The sequence below is a fragment of the Streptomyces sp. NPDC012835 genome, assembly GCF_042900885.1.
GTDB lineage: Bacteria > Actinomycetota > Actinomycetes > Streptomycetales > Streptomycetaceae > Streptomyces.
On sequence record NZ_JBIBBW010000010.1, the window covers coordinates 118538 to 136843 of the forward strand.

The 18306-nt window shown below is 74.1% G+C and carries 13 protein-coding genes; 6 read left to right on the forward strand and 7 right to left on the reverse strand.

Features of this window, described 5'->3' with window-relative positions; translation table 11 throughout:
• Positions 1-173: 173 nt before the first annotated feature.
• The 4 genes from ACFY6S_RS30940 to ACFY6S_RS30955 all read right to left on the reverse strand — a co-directional run bounded on the left by ACFY6S_RS30940 (position 174) and on the right by ACFY6S_RS30955 (position 3646).
• Complete coding sequence (locus tag ACFY6S_RS30940; protein ID WP_114627560.1) at positions 174-548, reverse strand: RNA polymerase-binding protein RbpA; 375 nt, start codon at positions 546-548, stop codon at positions 174-176.
• Positions 549-817: 269 nt separating this feature from the next.
• Positions 818-2164 carry an MFS transporter gene (locus ACFY6S_RS30945; protein ID WP_388830618.1) on the reverse strand — a complete coding sequence of 449 codons (1347 nt, stop codon included), beginning with the start codon at positions 2162-2164 and terminating at the stop codon, positions 818-820.
• 37 nt (positions 2165-2201) lie between these two features.
• Positions 2202-2981: a glycerophosphodiester phosphodiesterase family protein gene (locus ACFY6S_RS30950; RefSeq protein WP_388830615.1), complete on the reverse strand. Its 780-nt coding sequence runs from the start codon at positions 2979-2981 to the stop codon at positions 2202-2204.
• On the reverse strand, positions 2978-3646 hold the full coding sequence (locus ACFY6S_RS30955) for a YitT family protein (RefSeq protein ID WP_388830612.1): 669 nt from the start codon (positions 3644-3646) through the stop codon (positions 2978-2980). The genes ACFY6S_RS30950 and ACFY6S_RS30955 overlap by 4 nt, the downstream gene beginning before the upstream one ends.
• A 100-nt stretch (positions 3647-3746) precedes the next feature.
• Here ACFY6S_RS30955 and ACFY6S_RS30960 point away from each other — a divergent pair, with 100 nt between their 5' ends.
• The gene (locus ACFY6S_RS30960; protein WP_388830609.1) at positions 3747-5246 is read left to right on the forward strand and encodes a PLP-dependent aminotransferase family protein; all 1500 of its coding nucleotides are present in this window, start codon (positions 3747-3749) and stop codon (positions 5244-5246) included.
• 12 nt (positions 5247-5258) lie between these two features.
• On the opposite strand, the gene ACFY6S_RS30965 is transcribed toward ACFY6S_RS30960, so the two are convergent.
• Both ACFY6S_RS30965 and ACFY6S_RS30970 read right to left on the reverse strand, forming a co-directional pair.
• Complete coding sequence (locus tag ACFY6S_RS30965; protein ID WP_388830606.1) at positions 5259-6854, reverse strand: hypothetical protein; 1596 nt, start codon at positions 6852-6854, stop codon at positions 5259-5261.
• A 44-nt stretch (positions 6855-6898) separates the two neighbouring features.
• On the reverse strand, positions 6899-7093 hold the full coding sequence (locus ACFY6S_RS30970; RefSeq protein WP_114627688.1) for a hypothetical protein: 195 nt from the start codon (positions 7091-7093) through the stop codon (positions 6899-6901).
• Positions 7094-7370: 277 nt separating this feature from the next.
• On the opposite strand from ACFY6S_RS30970, the gene ACFY6S_RS30975 reads away from it, so the two are divergent.
• The 5 genes from ACFY6S_RS30975 (at position 7371) to ACFY6S_RS30995 (ending at position 17476) form a co-directional block, all read left to right on the forward strand.
• Entirely contained in the window at positions 7371-7763 is a 393-nt protein-coding gene (locus ACFY6S_RS30975; protein WP_388830602.1) for an ankyrin repeat domain-containing protein, read from the forward strand.
• Positions 7764-8027: 264 nt separating this feature from the next.
• Positions 8028-9446 carry a HEAT repeat domain-containing protein gene (locus ACFY6S_RS30980; protein ID WP_388830600.1) on the forward strand — a complete coding sequence of 473 codons (1419 nt, stop codon included), beginning with the start codon at positions 8028-8030 and terminating at the stop codon, positions 9444-9446.
• Positions 9447-9695: 249 nt separating this feature from the next.
• Positions 9696-11240, forward strand: a complete 1545-nt coding sequence (locus ACFY6S_RS30985; RefSeq protein WP_388830597.1) for a hypothetical protein — start codon at positions 9696-9698, stop codon at positions 11238-11240.
• Positions 11241-11687: 447 nt separating this feature from the next.
• Entirely contained in the window at positions 11688-12641 is a 954-nt protein-coding gene (locus tag ACFY6S_RS30990; RefSeq protein WP_388830594.1) for a hypothetical protein, read from the forward strand.
• A 143-nt stretch (positions 12642-12784) separates the two neighbouring features.
• Positions 12785-17476: a hypothetical protein gene (locus ACFY6S_RS30995; RefSeq protein WP_388830591.1), complete on the forward strand. Its 4692-nt coding sequence runs from the start codon at positions 12785-12787 to the stop codon at positions 17474-17476.
• Here ACFY6S_RS30995 and ACFY6S_RS31000 read toward each other — a convergent pair.
• The gene (locus ACFY6S_RS31000; RefSeq protein ID WP_388830588.1) at positions 17442-18062 is read right to left on the reverse strand and encodes a hypothetical protein; all 621 of its coding nucleotides are present in this window, start codon (positions 18060-18062) and stop codon (positions 17442-17444) included. The genes ACFY6S_RS30995 and ACFY6S_RS31000 overlap by 35 nt on opposite strands.
• Positions 18063-18306 lie beyond the last annotated feature (244 nt).

An 18306-nucleotide genomic window follows, 5' to 3' on the forward strand; every position in this document is an offset into this window, starting at 1 on the left:
CGCGGGGGCGGGGGGGGGCGGGGCCCCCCCGCCGCCCCGGCCCCCCCCCCCCCCCCCCCCCCCGCCCCCCCCCCCCCCCCCCCCCCCCCGCCCGGCCCCCCCCCCGGGGGGGGGGGCCCCCCCCGCGGCTCTGTGCTGTCGTGTTCTGCTGGTCGTGCGGTGTGTGTACGCGGTCAGGCGGACTTGCGGCTGTCCCGCGGATGCACGGCGATGTTCATGGCACCGGAGCGCAGGACGGCCAGCCTCTCGGCCAGCACCTCCTCCAGCTCCTCGCGGGTGCGCCGCTCCATGAGCATGTCCCAGTGCGTACGCGCAGGCTTGCCCTTCTTCTCCTCGGGGCCATCCCCGTCCACCAGGAGTGCCAGGGCGCCGCACGCCTTGCACTCCCACTCCGGCGGAATCTCCGCCTCCACCGAGAACGGCATCTCAAATCGATGGCCGTTCTGGCATGCGTACTCCACCGCCTGGCGCGGGGCCAGATCAATACCGCGGTCCGTCTCGTAGCTGGTAACCACAAGTCGCGTGCCGCGGAGAGCTCGCTCACTCATGAATCGTGCCTCCCGGGCTTGTCGCCCACAGGACAGACATCACTGTCGCTGTCGTCGTCATCCGGTCAACGTCCGGTCGGCGGTAAAGATTCCCGTTGCGGGTCTGCGTCGCCCGTCGTGCCGTTGCTTTTTCAAGGATTGCGTACCCACCAGCGCCCGGTTTGTCACGTCTAACAGGAGATGTCACCCAGCGATTCGTTTGTCGAGTACGCAGTAACGGTCCGCCTGGCAGGCCAACCGCGTACACTACCGCCCTTTGGGTTCAACGTCTAAATACGCTCCGGTACGGGGTTTCCCGCGGCCGCGATCGCCCGCCCGATCGGGACCCTTGCCAGCAGGCCGAACCCTAGCGCGAAGAAGACCACCAGGGAGAGGATCGCCTCCCGGTAACTTCCCGTGAGCTGATAGGTCACCCCGAACACCAGCGGCCCCAGCCAGCTCAGCCCCCGGTCGCTCATCTCGTACGCGGAGAAGTACTCGGCCTCCTTGCCGCTCGGCACGAGATGCGAGAAGAGGGAGCGCGACAGGGCCTGACTGCCGCCCAGCACCAGACCGATCGCGGCGGCCAGCGCGTAGAAGGCCACCGGCGCGCCGGCGGGCAGGAAGTACCCCACGGCGAGGATGAGCGTCCACACGGCCAGCGAGCCGAGGATCGTCCGCTTGGCCCCGTACGTCCTGGCCATCCGGCCCATGGCGAGCGCACCGGCCACCGCCAGGATCTGGACGAGCAGTACGGCGGTGATCAGCGTCGTCTGGTCGAGGCCCAGCTCCTCGGAGCCGTAGATCGACGCCTGGGAGATCACCGTCTGGACGCCGTCGTTGTAGATCAGATAGGCGAGCAGGAAGGACAGCGTCAGCGGATGGCGGCGCATGTCGCGCAGCGTGGCCATCAGCTGCCGCCAGCCCGTGCCCACCGCGCCCTCGCCCACGCGCGGCACCCGCCGGTCGCGCAGCCGGCGCAGCGGTACGACGGTGAAGGCGCCCCACCAGACGCCGGCCGTGGCCAGACAGATCCGTACCGCCGTCGACTCGGAGACGCCGAACGACTCGTGGCCGGTGTAGAGCGCCAGATCGAGCAGCAGGACCAGCGCGCCCGAGGTGTAGCCGAAGGCCCAGCCCCGGGACGAGACGGCGTCGCGCTCGTCGGGCGTGGCGATCTGCGGCAGGTAGGCGTTGTAGAGCACCATCGAGACCGCCAGCGAGGCGTTCGCCACCACCAGCAGCAGGGCCCCCAGCAGATAGCGGTCGCCGTCCAGGAAGAACATGCCGGCCGTGGCGCTCGCGCCCAGATAGGCGGCGCCCGCCAGCAGCGGCTTCTTGCGGCCCGTACGGTCCGCCGCCGCGCCCGCCAGCGGCATCGCGAGGATGGCGACCACGAGGGAGAGGGAGACCGTGTACGCGAAGACGGAGCCCGCCCGGACGGGGACGCCCAGCGGATGCACATAGCCCTCGGCGTCCGCCGCCGCCTTCGCCACCGAGGTCAGATAGGGGCCCAGGAACACGGTGAGCACGCTCGTCGAATAGACGGAGCACGCGAAGTCGTAGAAGTACCAGCCGCGTTGCTCGCGCCTGCGGGCCGCCGTCCCGGCGGCCGCGTCCACTGTCTCGGCGGTCATCCGCGCGTCCTCTCCGCCGTACGGACACGCCGCCCGGTCAGTGCCATGCGTCCCGAGCGGTCAACACGGTCCGCAGCGTCTCCAGTTGATCCGTCATGATGCCATCCACGCCGAGGTCGAGGAGCGCCTCCATCCGGTCCGCCTCGTTGACCGTCCAGACATGGACCTGGAGGCCGAGCGCGTGGGCCGTCCTCACGAAACGCTCGTCGACCACCCGGACGCCGCTCCGCGCCTCGGGGACCTGCGCGCACACCGCCCCGGCGCGGACCGGCGCGGGAATCCCGTACGAACGCAGCCGCAGCCCCAGCACCCCCCGCACGCCGTACGAGGTGGCCAGCCGGGGGCCGGCCAGCCGCGCCGCCCGCGCCACCCTGGCCTCCGAGAAGGAGCCGACGCACACCCGGTCCCAGCTGTCCGTCCGGCGGATCAGCGCGAGCAGCGGGTCCAGGGCGGGCGCCGCCTTGACGTCCACGTTCCAGCGGGCCTCGGGGAACTCCTCGAGCAGCTCCTCGAAGAGCGGCAGCGGCTCGCGCCCCGCCACCCGGGCCCGGCGCACCTCGGCCCACGGGAGATCCGCGATCCGGCCCCGGGCGTCGGTGACCCGGTCCAGCGTCGGATCGTGGAAGGCGACCAGTCGGCCGTCGCGGGTGGCGTGCACATCGGTTTCGAAGTGGCGGTAGCCGAGCGCGGCGGCCCGGCGGAACGCGGCGGCGGTGTTCTCCAGGCCGTCGGCCGCGCCGCCGCGATGGGCGAACGCGATCGGGCCCGGCCGCCCGGCGCCGGGCCGGTCGAGATAGGGATGGCGGGGTCGGGTCACCGCCGCAGTATGTCCTGCTCCGGTGGTTCCCCGGCGACAGCCGTGCTTCCGCCGTCCGCCCCGGGGACGGCGAACACGCGCAGGAAGAACTGCGCGAGCGGCCCGATGGCCAGCGCGTACGCCACCGTACCGAGGCCCACCGAACCGCCCAGTACGAAGCCGGTGACGACGACGGCCACCTCGATCGCGGTACGGACCAGCCGCACCGAGCGGCCGGTCAGCCGGTGCAGCCCGGTCATCAGACCGTCACGCGGACCGGGGCCGAAGCGGGCCGCGATGTACAGCCCGGTCGCCACACCGTTGAGCACGATCCCCGCGACGAGCAGCGCGACCCTGGCCGGCAGCCCGTGCGCCCCGGGGACCAGGGCGAGCGTCGCGTCGAGCGCCAGCCCCACGGCGAAGACGTTGGAGACCGTACCGAGCCCGGGCCGCTGCCTGATCGGTATCCAGAGCAGCAGCACGACCGCCCCCACCGCGATCGCCACGACCCCCATGGAGAGCCCGGTCAGCTCGGCCAGCCCCTGGTGCAGCACGCCCCACGGCTCCAGACCGAGACCGCCGCGCACCAGCAGCGCCGAACTCGCGCCGTACAGGGCGAGACCGGCGTAGAGCTGACCGAGCCGGCGGGCGAGACGCGGGGCCCGGAGGCCGGAGGCGATGGACACGATGCCGCCCTTTGATGCGATGGTGGACTGATACCTGTCACTCTGTGGCCGGTCGGACAACGCCAACCATGGCCAATCCGGGGAAGGTGGACTGATTTCCATGGCGCAGTGGACCTCGGCTGTCGGGTCGGCGCAGCTCGCCCGGCAACTCCATGCCCAGCAGCCCCGGCCCGCCGGGCCGGGCAGCCGCCGCCCGCCCGCCTACCGGGCCCTCGCTGACGGCATCAGGCTGCTCGTCCTGGAGGGCCGGGTCCCGGTCGCCGCCCGGCTGCCCGCCGAGCGCGAGCTGGCCCTGTCGCTGTCCATGAGCCGCACCACCGTGGCCGCAGCGTACGAGACGCTGCGCTCCGAAGGGTTCCTGGAGTCCCGCAGGGGCGCCGGGAGCTGGACCGCCGTGCCCGCGGGCAACCCGCTGCCCGCCCGCGGCCTCGAACCGCTGCCGCCCGAGTCGCTCGGCTCCATGATCGACCTCGGCACCGCCGCGCTGCCCGCCCCCGAACCCTGGCTCACCCGTGGCGTCCAGGGCGCCCTGGAGGAACTGGCGCCTTACGCCCACACCCATGGCGACTACCCGGCGGGAGTGCCCGCGCTGCGCCGGATGCTCGCCGACCGCTACACCGAGCGCGGTGTCCCGACCATGCCGGAACAGATCATGGTCACCACCGGCGCGATGGGCGCGATGGACGCGATCTGTCATCTGTTCGCGGGCCGGGGCGAGCGCATCGCCGTCGAGTCCCCCTCCTATGCCAACATCCTCCAGCTGATGCGGGAGGCGGGCGTCCGGCTGGTGCCCGTCGCCATGGCGGAGGGGCTGTCCGGCTGGGACCTGCCGCGCTGGCGCCAGGTGCTGCGCGAAGCGGCGCCCCGGCTCGCCTATGTGGTCGCGGACTTCCACAATCCGACCGGCGCGCTGGCCGACGAGGACCAGCGGCGGCAGCTGGTCGACGCGGCCCGCGCGGCGGGCACCGTACTGGTCGTCGACGAGACCATGTCCGAGCTGCGCCTCGACCCGGACATCGAGATGCCCCGGCGCGTCTGCGCCTTCGACCCGGCGGGCAGCACGGTCCTCACGGTCGGCTCGGCCAGCAAGGCGTTCTGGGCGGGGATGCGGATCGGCTGGGTGCGTGCCGCTCCCGACGTGATCCGCTCCCTCGTCGCCGCCCGCGCCTACGCCGACCTCGGCACCCCGGTGCTCGAACAGCTCGCCGTCAACTGGCTGCTGCGCACCGGAGGCTGGGAGGAGGCCGTCGCGCTGCGCCGGGCCCAGGCGCGGGAGAACCGGGACGCGCTGGTGAACGCCGTACGCGCGGAGCTGCCCGGCTGGGAGTTCGACGTGCCGGGCGGCGGGCTGACCCTGTGGGTGCGCACCGGCGGGCTGTCCGGTTCGCGGCTGGCCGAGGCGGGGGAGCGGGTCGGCGTGCGGGTGCCGTCGGGGCCGCGCTTCGGTGTCGACGGGGCGTTCGAGGGATACGTACGACTGCCGTTCACGGTCGCCGGGCCGGTCGCGGTCGAGGCCGCGGCCCGGCTGGCGGCGGCGGCGCGCCTGGTGGAGACCGGGGCGAGGACGGGAACGGACACGCCGCGCACGTTCGTCGCGTGAGAGCCCGCCGGGTCAGCCCTCGCCCGGCACGCCCGCGTGCGCCTGCTCCACCACCCGCTCCGCGCCGGGGCCCCCGGCGGCCTCGGGAGGCGCGGCCGGCGATGCGCTCCGGGGCGGCAGCAGATCCAGAACGGCCCGGCGGTGCGTCTCGCCCGTCGCGTCGTCGTACGGGTCGGGGGTCGCCGGGACCTGGAGTCTGAGCACCGGGCCCCGGCCCAGCCGGGCGTATCCCCGGCCGGGCGGCACCTCGGGGGTGGGCGTGGTGTGCGGCGGCGCCCCCAGCACCTCTTCCACCTGCGCGGGGGAGACCGGCCCGAGGACCACCCGGGCGCGGGTGTGCGACCGCACCGTCTCGTCGATCATGTCCAGGCTGTCGAGCTGTTCGGCCACGGCGACCGTCACCCGTACCGCGCTGCCGTGGCGCAGCGGCATCCGCAGCAGCTCCTGCGGATCGGTCCGTCCCTCGGCCGCCGCGAGATGGCCGAAGACGCTCGGCCGGTCCAGCAGGATCCACAGCGGGCGCCGGGTGTCGGCGGGAGCGGGCCGGCCCGACTGCCGGGCCCGGCTGGCGGCGATCAGCCGCCGCTCCGTCTCGTTGGCGGCCCATTCGAGGCCCGCGAGCGCCCCGGAGAGCCCGCTCTCCACCGCGAGGACGCCCGCCCGCCCGTCCAGACAGGCGAACTCCCCGGTGCCGCCGCCCTCCACGATCAGCACGTCACCGTCCTGGAGGGCCTGGAGCGCGAGACAGCGCAGCAGACTCGTGGCGCCGCCGCCGGGCTGACCCGCGATCAGCAGATGGGGCTCCGTCGAGCGCGGCCCGGTCCGCCAGAGCACCGGCGGCGCGTCCAGGCTCTCCCGGCCGGCCAGCACCGGCACGGTACGTCGCACCGACCCCTCGTCCGTGAACCCCAGCACGCTCTCACCGGGACCGGTGACGAAGCGCTGGGCGGCGATGGCGGTGGAGAGCGGGGAGAGCACGGTCAGCACGAGCTGATTGGCCTCCTCGTCCCAGTCGAAGAGGTATTCGCGGCCACGCCCGGACTTGGCGTGCAGCAGCTGCTCGATCCGGGCGCGGGCCTCGGGCTCGCCGTCCGGGAAGTACGGGGGGTAGGTCAGCCGGAGCCCGGTGAGCCTTCCGTCGCCGTCGAACGCGGGCGCGTCGAGGGCCCTGCTCCACTCGCCGCCGTGCGCGAAGAGCGGATCGGGGTCCTCCGGCACGGAGAAGTACGGCACGAGCGCCTCGTAGAGGGACTGGAGGCGCCGCACCTCCGCTTCGTCGGGCCCGGTCCTGACCGGTGTGCGGTCGCGCCCCTGCCAGCCCGCCACGCCCATGACCGCGATCAGGGCCAGCAGCGGCCCGTACGGCGTGAGCGCCACCACCAGGACGACGGCAGCGGCCAGGAACAGCGCGGGACCGCGCCGGTCCTTGGGCGTGGCGGACCACTTGCGCCGGCCGGCCGCGGTCAGCGTCCGCAGCCCGCGGGCGATCGTGATCAGGGGATGGAGGACATCGGTGGTGTTGTCGGCGGCCGCGCGCGCCATGTCGCGGCCACGGGCGATCCGGGCGCTGCCGCCGGTCAGAATGCGGGGGAGTGGTCGCCGGGCCACGTCTGTCTCCTGTTACGGGTGGGAAGGGGGCGGGGGACGGGGCGTCAGAACTTGATGCCGCCGAGGAGACCGGCGAGGCTGGCGCCGCCGGCCGTGATGCTCGGGGCGATGGCGGTGCCCGCGAGATAGAAGCCGAAGAGGGCGCAGACGATCGCGTGCGACGCCTTGAGCCCGTCCTTCCGGAAGAAGAGGAAGACGATGATTCCGAGCAGCACGACACCGGACATGGACAGAATCATGAGAGATCTCCTGGTTGCGGGGACAGTCACCATGAGCCCTTCCATGATCACCGAAAGTATCTATGTGATAAAAGGTGCAAAGGAGTGAAATGTCGGCTATTTCACTACACCGGCGCACATCGGGGTACCGCTCGGGTGGCGCGGCCACCGCACTACCGCTCCCGTGCGCGGGCAGTACTCTTTCCGTTCACTCGTACGGGCGCACCCGATGGCGCCCGGCAGGCAAGACGCAGCAGGTCAACGGCGTGAGACAGATCCCAGGAAAGGCGGTCCACCGATGAGCGAAGCACCGGATCCCGAGGTGATCGAACTGGCCACGAAGGTCTTCGACCTGGCCCGGCGCGGGGAGACGGAGGCGCTCGCCGCCTATGTCGACGCGGGCGTCCCCGCGAACCTCACCAACGACAGGGGCGACTCCCTGCTCATGCTCGCCGCCTACCACGGCCACGCTCCGGCGGTGGAGGCGCTGATCGCCCGGGGCGCCGACGCGGCACGGGCCAACGACCGGGGCCAGACCCCACTGGCCGGCGCGGTCTTCAAGGGCGAGGACGCGGTGATCCGCGCGCTGCTCGCCGGTGGCGCCGATCCAACCGGAGGAAACCCTTCCGCGGTGGATACCGCGCGGATGTTTGGGAAGACGGACCTCCTGGAGCTGTTCGGAGCCCGGTGAGACAGACGCCGTAAATGTGGTCGCGGTGGCGAAATCGCTCGGTCATCATGACGTCGGGCCCGCACGGGGCCACCGACGAGAGGCAGGGAAGATGGTCTGCGTTCAGCACAGGACGACGGTCGGCCGAACATGTCGCCGCGCGGGCCGGTAGCGCAAGGTGCGCCGTTGCGCCACGGGGCCCCGGGGACCGGGCAGAGCCCGGGTCCCCAGGGCTTCGAATCCCACTCCCCGGTCGCGTCGACAGCTTGATGTGAGGCTTTCTCCATGTTCGATCCAGTCATAGCGCCGAGCGGCACGCTGCTCGGCCTGTTGCAGCGGGGCCGCGGCGACGGCACGCTGCACGCGCTCGCCGCGCCCCGGGCGGAGGCGCTCGCCGCCCTCGACCACTGCGTCCTGAACGACCCCCGGCGTGACTGGCAGGTCGAGAACCGCTCGCTGTACTACGCCCGGCTCTACCTGGACATCCACGGCGGTCTCGACGCCGTGGAGCACCACCTCTTCCGGGCCGAGGACCACTTCGACACCGAGGAGTCGAGGACCGGGCTCTCGCTCGCCGTCCTCGGCCACCTCGCCTCGTACGGCAGGCGCGACGCCCTGGAGATGCTCAGGCGCTACGCCGCGACCGGCACCAACTGGGCCTGGGCGCTGGACGAACTGGCGCTGCGCGACGACGACACGGGCCTGCGCTCCCTCGCCGAGCCGGTCCTCGCCCGCTTCCCGGCCGGCCCCGAGGGCGACGCCGAACTGGCCGCCGCCGTCCGGGACGCCTTCGAACCCCGGCCCTGGCGGCTGTGGGCGGACGATCCCCGGCCCGAGGTCGGCGCCCGGATCAGGGCGGCCGGCGAACAGGGCTCGTTCGACCGGTGGCAGCGCCAGCTGCGACCGAGCGGACCGCGCCCCGGCTGGAGCGTGCGGGCCGTCTTCGAGTGGGCGCAGCAGGCGCTGGACCGCGGCACCCCGCTGCACGTCCCCGCCGCCCGCTGCCTCACCGCCGTCGCGGGACCGGACGACCGTGCCCTGATCGTCGAGGCCGCGCGCGGCGGCCAGGACGGGGCCCGCTGCGCCGCCCTGCACTACCTCGCCGAGATCCGCGACCCCGTCGTACTCGACCTGATCGAAGCGGCCGTCCTCGCGCGGAGCCGCACGGTCGCCGACGCGGCCGTCGCCGCGTTCGAGCGGATGACCGGTGACACGGCCGTCGACCGCGCCAGGGGCTGGGTCCACCGGCCCGACGCCCTCGGCGCGTCCGCCGCCGGGGTGCTCGCCGCCCGGGGCACGGCCAAGGACGCCCCGCTCGTGCTCGGCGCGCTGCGCGAGACCGTACGGGCCGAAGGCCCCGACGCCCAGCGGCTGTGGACGCTCGTGGACGGCGCCGGCCGCCTCGGCATCGTCTGCGCCGCCCCCGTGCTGCGCCACATCTACCGCGAGACCGCCTCCTCGCAGCTGCGGGGCCGCGCGGCGCGGGCCCTCGCCGCCACCGACCCCTCGTACGCCACCGGTTTCGCCGTCGAATGCCTGTGGGACTGTGAGGAGACCACCCGGGAGGTCGCCGCGCGGCACGCCGAGACCGGGGACGTACGGGTGGCGGAGCGGCTGCGCAGGCTCGCCTCCGACCCGGCCGAGGAGGACGAGGTGCAGACCGCCGTCCGCAGCCGGATGGGCCCGGACGCCGCCGCGCTGTAACGCCGTCACGGAACCCGCGCGGGGGACGCAGGTGCCGCGCGGGAGAATCGGATACGCGTGTCGTCACCGAGCCTCCCGCCCGGCGTCGACGCGGTGAGCCACCGCGCCTGCGACCGCCGGGCACGCCGCGTCAAGAACGAACCGGCGGCGTCCCGTTGGACGGCGCGGAGGCCGCGCCGAGCGGATTTGGCCACGGCCGGTTCAGCACCGTTTCGCCCGTTGTCGGTGCGAGGACCTAATCTGTGTGATGTGACTTCGCCAGCCTTGACGGAATACGTTCCGCCCCAGCTCAGCGCGGGGCCTCGGCCCGCCCAGGGCCCGGCCGCCGATGAAGGGCTCGCGCGGCGGCTCCGGGCGCTCGCCTGCACCGCTCCGCTGCACGATCTGGACACCCGCAAGGCCAATCTCGCGGGGGAGTACTCCGGCTACGCGATGGCCGAGGTCGCCCTCTCCGCGATCGATCTGGTCACACTCAACATGGACTTCGACACCGGGGCCGACCACGAACAGATAGTGGCCAGACTCCTCCCGCGCGTCGCGGCCCAGGCTCCGCACCGCCCGGCCGCGGAGCACGAGCGCGTCGCCCGCTGGGTCCTGGAGAACCTGATCAACGTGGGCAGCGTGGACCGGGGCTTCCGGGCGGTCTACGGCACGTTCGGCACGGACGGCGTCTACACCCGCAGGGACTACGACTTCAAGCTGATCGAAGAGGTCCCCGGCCACGACGGCACGGTCTTCCTGCGGACCACCGACGAAGCGGTCAACGTCCTGGTGGGCGCGCTCGACACGGACGTCACCAGCGCGCAGATCGCCGCCGAGGTCAAGCTGGAGGTGCTCATCAACCGCGGCAGGCTGGCGGACGCCCAGCTCGCCGCCGAGCAGGCCCGGTACCGCACCGTGCAGTACGCGGAGACGCTCCGCAGGACGCTGGAGGCGACCCGCCGCAACGTCCGCGCGGTCGACTGGCTCAACTCCGTACCGGACATGATCGACGAGGCCCTCGACCACGTCGCCGACCGCTACCGCCACGAGAACGCGATCCTCACCAACATCCGCAAGGCGCGCGACGAGGCCGAGACCGGCAACGACCCGAAGACCGCCGAACACAAGCGCCGCGCGGCCGAGCTGGTGGACATCGTCAAGGACTGCATCCGCCGTCACACCCAGCTCCAGTCCCGGCTGCTGGAGGCGGGGCCGCTGTTCCGCGCGGAGCAGGACCGCCAGGCGTTCGCCCGCCCCACCGCGCACACGGGCCTCGATCTGTACGGCCAGCTGGTCGCCCCGCTCCTGCCGCTCCCCGTCGAGCGGGCGACCCGGGTGACGGACGCCTTCTTCGCCCGGGGCACCGGCCTGCGCACACCCACCGCCGTCCGGGTCGGGGACCTGGTGGATCTCCTGCTGACGCCACCCGTCGAGCGGGAGAACCTGGGCGCGGAGATGCCCGAGCCCGACCTCATCGCCACCCCGGACGACAGCCGCTTCAGCGAGGAGCAGCTCGCGAGCGCGAAGGAGCTCCTCACCCTGGAGTACGACGCCCCGCGCCGCCTCTCCGGCCTGCTGGCCGAAGCCCGCCGCCGCGACCCCGATCTCCCCTATCTGGTGGCCCTGCTGGCCATCCACGCGGCGAGTCCCCCGGTGGGCACCGCCTACCGGCAGGGCGAGGAGCGCCTCCTCTTCGCGGTGGACGACGGCACGCCGCTGGACGACCCCGAGTTCGGCGGCGCGGACCTGATCGTGGGCACGGCGCTGCTGGACGCGGTGGGCATGACGGCGGACCGGGCGGAGGCGGTGTGAAGGCGCCAGCGGACCCGGGCAGCCGAACGCGGGAACGCCACCCGTACCCCTCCCACCCCCCATCCCCGGCGGACGCGAGGGAGGGGCCCCACCCACCCCAACTCACCCCGGTGGCAGCCAACACCCGCACGCCCCCACCCACCCCACCCCGGCGGGTGCGGGAGGGGGCCCACCGGCGGGAGGGGGCCCACCGGCGGGAGGGGGCCGGGGCCGCAGGAGGTGCGTGTCCGGACAATAAAGCGTGATGTGTGGCGCATGACGCACCCGCAGGAACACGACGATCCGCACGCGCCGTACATCATGCCGTCCGGACATGCGCCTCCGGAGGCCCCGGCCCCCGCACCACAACGCACAACAGCACCCGCCCGCACCCGCGCCCAGACACCGCACCGCACCGCCCAGACACCGCACCGCACCGCCCAGACACCGCACCAAGGAGCCGCACCCGTGAGCGACCACCACGCAGAGCACCGCGCCGCGTGGAGCGATCCTCCCGCCCCGGACGCGGCGGAGGCCGCCACTCCGACGCCCGGCTCCGCCATCACCTCCGCCGGCGCGCCCACCGCGCCCACCGCGCCCGTCACCCCCGCGGACGCCGCCGACGCCGCGCGTCTGGTCTCCTTCGGGCTTCAGCCCAAGCTGCTGCCCGCCCGCGACGCCGAATACGCCGACCTGCTGCGCCGCTACCGCGAGGACCCCGCCTTCGCCCGCGTCGCCGACGCCGTCGCCACCGGATTCGGCCTGGTCGTCCTGGAGGTCTCGGCGCGCGCGGGGATGGCCGTGACCGCGGGCGAGGACTCGGTCTTCGCGGTCCGCATGGGCGACTACGCCCGGCGCGCCTCTCCCGACTCCGCCGACCGCTTCCTGCACGGCCTGGCCCATCTCGCCGTCGCGGCGCTCGCCTTCCCCCGCCCGGAGGACCTCGCGGACGACGGATACATCGGCCGGATCACCGTCAACGGCGTGGACGCCTTCGTACGCCAGGCGTGCCGCAGGCTGGAGGAACGGGCGGAGGAGCAGGGCGAGAACACCGACCCGTCGACCGACGCGCCCGGTCTGGAGGCCGCTTGGCGCATCTACGCCAGGCGCAGCTCGACCGGCGCGACCAAGGACGCCCGCAGGCTGGCGGGTTCCACGACGGGCATCATCGGCAAGGCGGTCGCGTTCCTCACCGACTCCGGATTCCTCCAGCGGACCGGTGACGACGCCGGGGGCGCCTACCGCACCACCGCCCGCTATCAGCTCCAGGTTCGCGACATGGCGGGCCACGCGGCCATGGCCGAGCTGTTGGAGCTGGGCGTGGTGCCGGTGAGCGACGGCTCGGCGACGCTGCTGCCGCCGCCGGAGGGGGACGACCTGGAGCTGGCGGCCGACGCGGGACTCCCGTTCCACGCGAGCTGACGACCGAGCCGCGCCCGCGCCCCGCGGACCCACCGCACCTCCCCGCCATCTGACCCCGCTTCACCCTCCCCGCCAGCTGACCCCACCCGACTTCACCTCACCCCACCTCACCCCACCTCACCCCACGACGAGAGTCCGCCGAAATGTACGAGCTGTCCCGGGTCCGCCTCTACTCCATCGGCCCCGCCGGTGCGCGCTACGCCGACACCGTGCTCGATCTGCGCGGCGTGGGCGCGCCCGTGCCCCACCCCGCCCCCACCCAGGCGGAGTTCTTCGAGGAGGAGCCGGTGGGTCCGCCGCGCCGCCCGGCTCCGGCCGGGGTGCTCTTCCTGGAGAACGGCGGCGGCAAGTCCGTGCTGCTCAAGCTGATCTTCTCGGTGATGCTGCCCGGCCACCGCAACACGCTCGGCGGCGCCAGCTCCGGAGTGCTGCGCAAGTTCCTCCTCGCCGACGACTGCGGACACGTCGCCCTGGAGTGGCAGCACACCCTCACCGGCGAACTGGTCGTGGTCGGCAAGGCCAGTGAGTGGCGCGGCAGGCAGGTCTCCAACGACCCGCGCAAGTTCGCCGAGGGCTGGTACTCCTTCCGGCCGGGGCCCGGGCTCAGCCTGGACTCCCTGCCGGTCGCGGAGTCCACCGCCGTACGGCCGCCGGTCGAAGGCGTCTCCGGCGCCCGGGGCCGGCGCCGCACGATGAAGGGCTTCCGGGACGCCATCACCGAGGCCGGCAAGGTCTATCCGCATCTCGACATCCACTGGGAGGAGATCCACGACCGCTGGAACGAGCACCTGGGCGAGCTGGGCCTCGACCCGGAACTCTTCCGCTACCAGCGGGAGATGAACGCCGACGAGGGTGAGGCGGCGGGCCTCTTCGCGGTCAAGAAGGACTCCGACTTCACCGATCTCCTGCTGCGCGCGGTCACCGACACCCGGGACACCGACGGGCTCGCCGACCTCGTGGGGGGCTTCGGCAACAAGCTGGGCCGCCGCGCCGAACTCACGGCGGAGCGTGACTTCACGGCCGGTTCCGTGGACCTGCTCGGCCGGATCGTCGAGGCCACCGGGACCCGCGCGCGTGCCCGTGACGTCCACGCGGGCGCCGAGCGCCGGGGCCGTACGCTCGTACGGCGGCTCGCGGCCCGCTCCGACGAGGAGCGCGGACGGACCGCGGATCTCGCCCAGCGGGTCACCGCGGCCGCCCACACCGTGACCGCCGCGGAGGAGGAACGCGGCCGCGGCGCGCTGATCGCCGCCGAACTGGCCTACCGGCACGCCTCCTTGGCGCTGACCGCAGCCGAGAAGCGCGCCGCGGCCCAGCGCCGTGAGCTGACCGAGGCCCGTACTCTCCACTCGGCCTGGCAGGCCGCCGAGAACGTGCTGCGCCACCGCGCCGCCGCCGACCGGTCCGCGCGCGTGGCCGTCGCGATCCGGGAGGCGGAGCGGGACGCCGCGCCCGCGCTGGCCGCCCGTGCCACCGCGGCGGCCGATCTCGTCCGGGCGCTGCACGCCGCCGCCGAGGAGGGCGAGCGCCTGGCGAACGAGGAGGAGGAGCGCTCGGCCACGCTCCAGGAGTCGGGCGAGGCGGCCCATCGCGACGCCACGTCCGCCGCCACCGAGGCGCAGCGAGCCCGCAGCGAGGCCGGGCATCTGCGCCAGCGCCTCGCCGAGGTGGAGCAGGAGACCGCCGAGGCGGTACGGGCGGGCTGGCTGGACGACACCGCGCCGGACGCTGACCCGGCGCGCGCCGCGCTCGCCGCGAGCGACGCCGAGAAATCCGCGGTGGCCGCCTGGGACACGGCCCGCGACGCCGCTCGCTCCGCCGCCGAGCTGGCCAGGGAGAGCGCTTCGGCGGAGTCCCGCGCCGAACTGGCCGCCGCCCGCGCCGTGGACGGAGCCCGGGCCGCGCGGCAGGCGTACGACGCCGAGCGCGGGGCCGCCGCGTCCATCGCGAGGGACGAGCGCCTCGCGGAGCTGCTGAGTCTGCCCGCCCCGGCCGGGGCCTCCGCCACCTTCCCGGGGCAGCGGGCCGGTACGGAGGACGCAGCGCCCGGCGCCGGTACCCCGGTGCGCGGCGCGCACGGCGTGCTGAGCGCTCAGGGCGGGCTGAGCGCCGAGGATCTCGACCGGTACGCCGACGAGCTGCGCGAGCTGCTCGACCGGAGCGTCACCTCCGCCGAGCGTCATCTCTTCGAGCTGCGCACCGCCGCCGCCGACGACGCGCGGATTCTCGGCGCGCTCGGCGACGGCGGGCTGCTGCCGCCGGGGCCGGATGTGCTGGCGACCGTCGAGTTCCTCGGTGAGCACGGCATCCCGGCCCTGCCCGGGTGGCGCTATCTCGCCCAGTCCGTCGACCCCGCCGACCACGCCGCCGTGCTGGCGGCGCGGCCGGAGCTGGTCGACGGCGTCGTGATCACCGACCCGGACTCGCACGTGCGGGCCCGTGAGGCGCTCTCCGGCGCCGCTCTGCTGCCCCGCTCCACGGTCGCGGTGGGCACCGCCGCCGCCCTGCTGGCTCCCGTACCGGCGCCGGAGACGGCCGACGACGGGGTGTTCCTCGTCCCGCCGAACCCGGCGATGCACGACGAGCACGCCGCCGACGAGGAGCGGCACGCGCTGCGCAGCCGCGCCGCCGCCCGCGACGAGGAGATCCGCGCGCTCGCCGCCCGGCTCTCCGGTGACCGCTCGCTCGCGGCCAGGCTCGGTTCCTGGCGCGCCGACTGCCCGCCCGGCATGCTCACGGAGCTGGCGGCGGGCGCGACGGCGGCCGAGGAGGCCGCGCGGAGCGCCGACGCCGCGCTCGCCGAGGCCCGTACGGTACGGGCCGAGGCCGAGGAGGCCGCGGCCGACACCGCTCGGGTACGCGACGAACGCCAGGAGACCGCCCAGCGCGCCCGCCGCGCGGCCGATGTCCTGTCCGGTCTCGCGCACCGGCTCCGCGAACGTTCCGGCTGGCAGGCCAAGCTCCGTGAGCTGACCGACGACGCCGCGGAGTACGAGGCCCGCGCCGCGGTCTGTCTGGAGCGCGCCCGCGCCGCCGACGAGGACCGCAGGGCCGCTCAGCGCGCCGGCGACGACGCCCGCCGCACCGCCCGCGCCCTGCGCGCCGAGCGCGCCGAGATCGCCGGCGCGCCGGAGCACATCCCCGCGCCCGACCCGGGCACCCCGCGCGCCTCGCTGCCCGCCCTGCGCGAGGCGTACCGCGCCGCTTCCCAGCTGTACGAGAAGGTCGGGGTCGGCGCCGACCTGCGTGCCGAACAGGCCCGTGCGGAGAGCGACGAGAGCGCCGCCCTCGCCGAGCTGGACCGGCTCACCAACAAGGTGCGCACCCGCGCCGCACAGCTCCTCGAATCCACCGACGGCGCCGACGGCCCCTCCCGGCAGGCCGCCGCGGCCCGCGCGGAGGCCCTCGTCCAGATGCTGGAGTCGCGGGCCTCCACCGCGAGCGAGCAGCTGGGCCGCTTCCGGGGCGAGGCCGAGCGCCTGGCCCCCGAGGACGGCGAGGCGCACACCGAGCTGCCCGAGGAGCGGATCCCCGCCGACGCCGATCAGGCGCAGACGCTGCTGCGCACCGCCACCACCGAACTGGCCGTGCGGACCGAGGCGCTGGAGAGCGCGCGCGCCGCGCACGGCGAGCTGCTGCACGCCCACCGGGCCGCCGAGGACGCGGTCGGCGGCTTCGAGGAGACGGCCGCTCTCCTGCGCGACCTGCTGCGCGGCACCGTGGCGGACGACGGCGGCGACGAGGCGGCGCCGCAGCAGCCGGAGCCGTACCCGGGCACGCTGGAGGAGGCCCGCCAGTCCACCGCCGAGGCCCGCCGCTCACTGCGCGGCTGCGCCTCCGACCTCTCGGCGGCGGAGGGCGCCGTACGCGAGACCTGTGACGTTCTCGTACGGCACGCCAACTCGACCCGCTACGAGCAGGTCCGCACCCCGGCCAGGCAGCAGATCCGGGAACTGCCGGCGTCCGCGCTGCCCGAGCACGCGGCTTCCTGGGCGGAGGCGTTCGCGCCCAGGCTGCGGGTCCTCACCGACGAGCTGGCGCAGCTGGAGCGCAACCGCGACTCCATCGTCGACCGGCTGCGCGGCCTGGTGGAGTCCGCGCTGACGACGCTGCGTTCGGCGCAGCGGCTCTCCCGGCTGCCCGAGGGGCTGGGGGAGTGGTCGGGGCAGGAGTTCCTGCGGATCCGCTTCGAGGAGCCGGACCGGGTGACTCTGACCGAGCGGCTCGGCGAGGTCGTGGACGAGGCGACCCGCGCGGCCCTGAAGAAGAACTCCGATCTGCGCAGGGACGGCATGTCGCTGCTGCTGCGCGGTGTCCAGGCGGCGTTGCAGCCCAAGGGCATCGCGGTGGAGATCCTCAAGCCCGACGCCGTGCTGCGTGCCGAGCGCGTCCCGGTCGGGCAGATGGGCGATGTCTTCTCCGGCGGCCAGCTGCTCACCGCAGCGATCGCGCTGTACTGCACCATGGCGGCGCTGCGCAGCAACGACCGGGGGCGCGACAAGCACCGGCACGCCGGCACACTCTTCCTCGACAACCCGATCGGCCGGGCCAACGCCACCTATCTGCTGGAGCTCCAGCGGGCCGTCTCGGACGCGCTGGGGGTGCAACTGCTCTATACGACGGGCCTCTTCGACACGACGGCGCTCGCCGAGTTCCCGCTGGTGATCCGGTTGCGCAACGACGCGGACCTGCGGGCGGGACTGAAGTACATCAGCGTGGAGGAGCATCTGCGCCCCGGACTGCCGCAGCGGGACCCGGACGGGGAGACCGTGCACGGGGAGATCACCGCCACGCGGATGTTCAAACGGACGCCGGAGCCTGCCGGGGACCGCTGACCCCCGGCTGCCGCGCCGGGGCGGATATGCGGGACGCCCCGGCGGCCCCGGACGTCCCGGGCACCACCGACGCCAAGGATGCCCGGGACGCGGCGACCTCCCCGGCCGCGCCGCCGGTCTCCGGTGCCGTCACCGCGGCGCTCCCCGGCGCCGCGCGGCCGCGCGCCCGCGCCCCGCGCCCCGCCCGCGCCTCCTCGCGGGCCGCCCGCTTGGCGGCCCGCCGCGCCACGCGCCGCTCGCGGCGCAGCTGACGCGCCGTACTGCTGGGCGAGGACACCACGCCGTGGCGCTGGTTCCACACCTGACGGGTCACCCACACGTCCAGCACGCTCCAGGTCGCCCCCACCGTGGACGCCACACTGCTCAGCACCATCGGAAAGGCCAGCCAGGAGCCCGCGAGCGTGCTGAGGAACGCGACCATGGCCTGAATCAGTGTCACCGAGGCGATGATCACCGCCCGCACCGCGGCCGTCCTGACCGGATCGGGCATCCGGTAGCGCGCCGCCGGCTCCTCCACCCAGAGCGCCCGTGAAACTCTCTCGACCCCGCCCGCCGCCGCGGCAACCCGCCGCTCGTCCGTCTTCATGGACCGTCACTCCCCACCACTGACCGACTCAAGGGTGACTGCCCCGGTTCAAGCGCTTCACGCCGGCCCCGGAAACGAAATGGCGCCGAATGTGATGTGCGAACCGCCCGCAGTGCTCCCAACGTCCCCCTGATCACCGCACACAAGGACGAATAGCCACGTCGAAAGATTCCCGTCGGACCTCATGACCGAATGATTTCGGCCATCCCCGCTGCCCAGTACCTGCTGGCCTGTCCGTTCTCCC

Excerpts from the sequence above, each read along its gene's own strand:
- ACFY6S_RS30940 (WP_114627560.1), bottom strand. The coding sequence starts at position 548 with ATGAGTGAGCGAGCTCTCCGCGGCACGCGACTTGTGGTTACCAGCTAC.
- ACFY6S_RS30945 (WP_388830618.1), bottom strand. The coding sequence starts at position 2,164 with ATGACCGCCGAGACAGTGGACGCGGCCGCCGGGACGGCGGCCCGCAGG.
- ACFY6S_RS30960 (WP_388830609.1), top strand. The coding sequence starts at position 3,747 with ATGGCGCAGTGGACCTCGGCTGTCGGGTCGGCGCAGCTCGCCCGGCAA.
- ACFY6S_RS30970 (WP_114627688.1), bottom strand. The coding sequence starts at position 7,093 with ATGATTCTGTCCATGTCCGGTGTCGTGCTGCTCGGAATCATCGTCTTC.
- ACFY6S_RS30975 (WP_388830602.1), top strand. The coding sequence starts at position 7,371 with ATGAGCGAAGCACCGGATCCCGAGGTGATCGAACTGGCCACGAAGGTC.
- ACFY6S_RS30980 (WP_388830600.1), top strand. The coding sequence starts at position 8,028 with ATGTTCGATCCAGTCATAGCGCCGAGCGGCACGCTGCTCGGCCTGTTG.
- ACFY6S_RS30995 (WP_388830591.1), top strand. The coding sequence starts at position 12,785 with ATGTACGAGCTGTCCCGGGTCCGCCTCTACTCCATCGGCCCCGCCGGT.
- ACFY6S_RS31000 (WP_388830588.1), bottom strand. The coding sequence starts at position 18,062 with ATGAAGACGGACGAGCGGCGGGTTGCCGCGGCGGCGGGCGGGGTCGAG.